Source organism: Saccharothrix sp. ST-888 (assembly GCF_000955975.1).
Taxonomy (GTDB): Bacteria; Actinomycetota; Actinomycetes; order Streptomycetales; family Streptomycetaceae; genus Kitasatospora.
This window is the reverse complement of sequence record NZ_JYJF01000402.1, coordinates 1-409: the sequence shown is the minus strand read 5'-3', so window position 1 is coordinate 409 and position 409 is coordinate 1. Positions and strand designations below refer to the sequence as shown.

Annotated in this window: 1 protein-coding gene; it reads right to left on the bottom strand. The window is 72.9% G+C overall.

Translation table 11 applies throughout. The features are described from left to right. Positions 1-409, bottom strand: a 409-nt coding sequence (locus UK12_RS41990; RefSeq protein WP_052682437.1) for a hypothetical protein, incomplete at both ends; no start/stop codon positions are given.

The following is a 409-nucleotide window of genomic DNA, read 5'->3' as shown; positions in this document are numbered from 1 at the left end:
GCGGGTCCACGCCGTCGGCGGTGCTGTGGGGCCCGACGGTGGCGATGGGGGCGCCGTTGTCGCAGACCGCCCCGCGGAAGACCTCGACGGTCTTGTGGCTGTCGTTGCGGATGTTCAGGCTCTTGGCGCCCAGGCCGCTCACGATGGTGATGCAGTCACTCGGGTGGGAGGAGTACGACCGCTCGTTGATGTGGATCCGGCCCTCCTCGTGGTGCCGGTGCCCGTGGTGCCGGCGGTGCTCGCGGTGCTCGCGGCCCTCGTTGCCCTTGCCCTCGTTCCCCTTGTTGTCGCTGCCGAGGGGTGCCTGCGCGGGAGCGGCCGCCTGCTGGACGACCGGGGCTGCCTGAGTCACCGGCTGGGACGCGGCCGAGGCGAAGGTGAGGCCGGTCGCGGCCAGGACCGCGGCGGT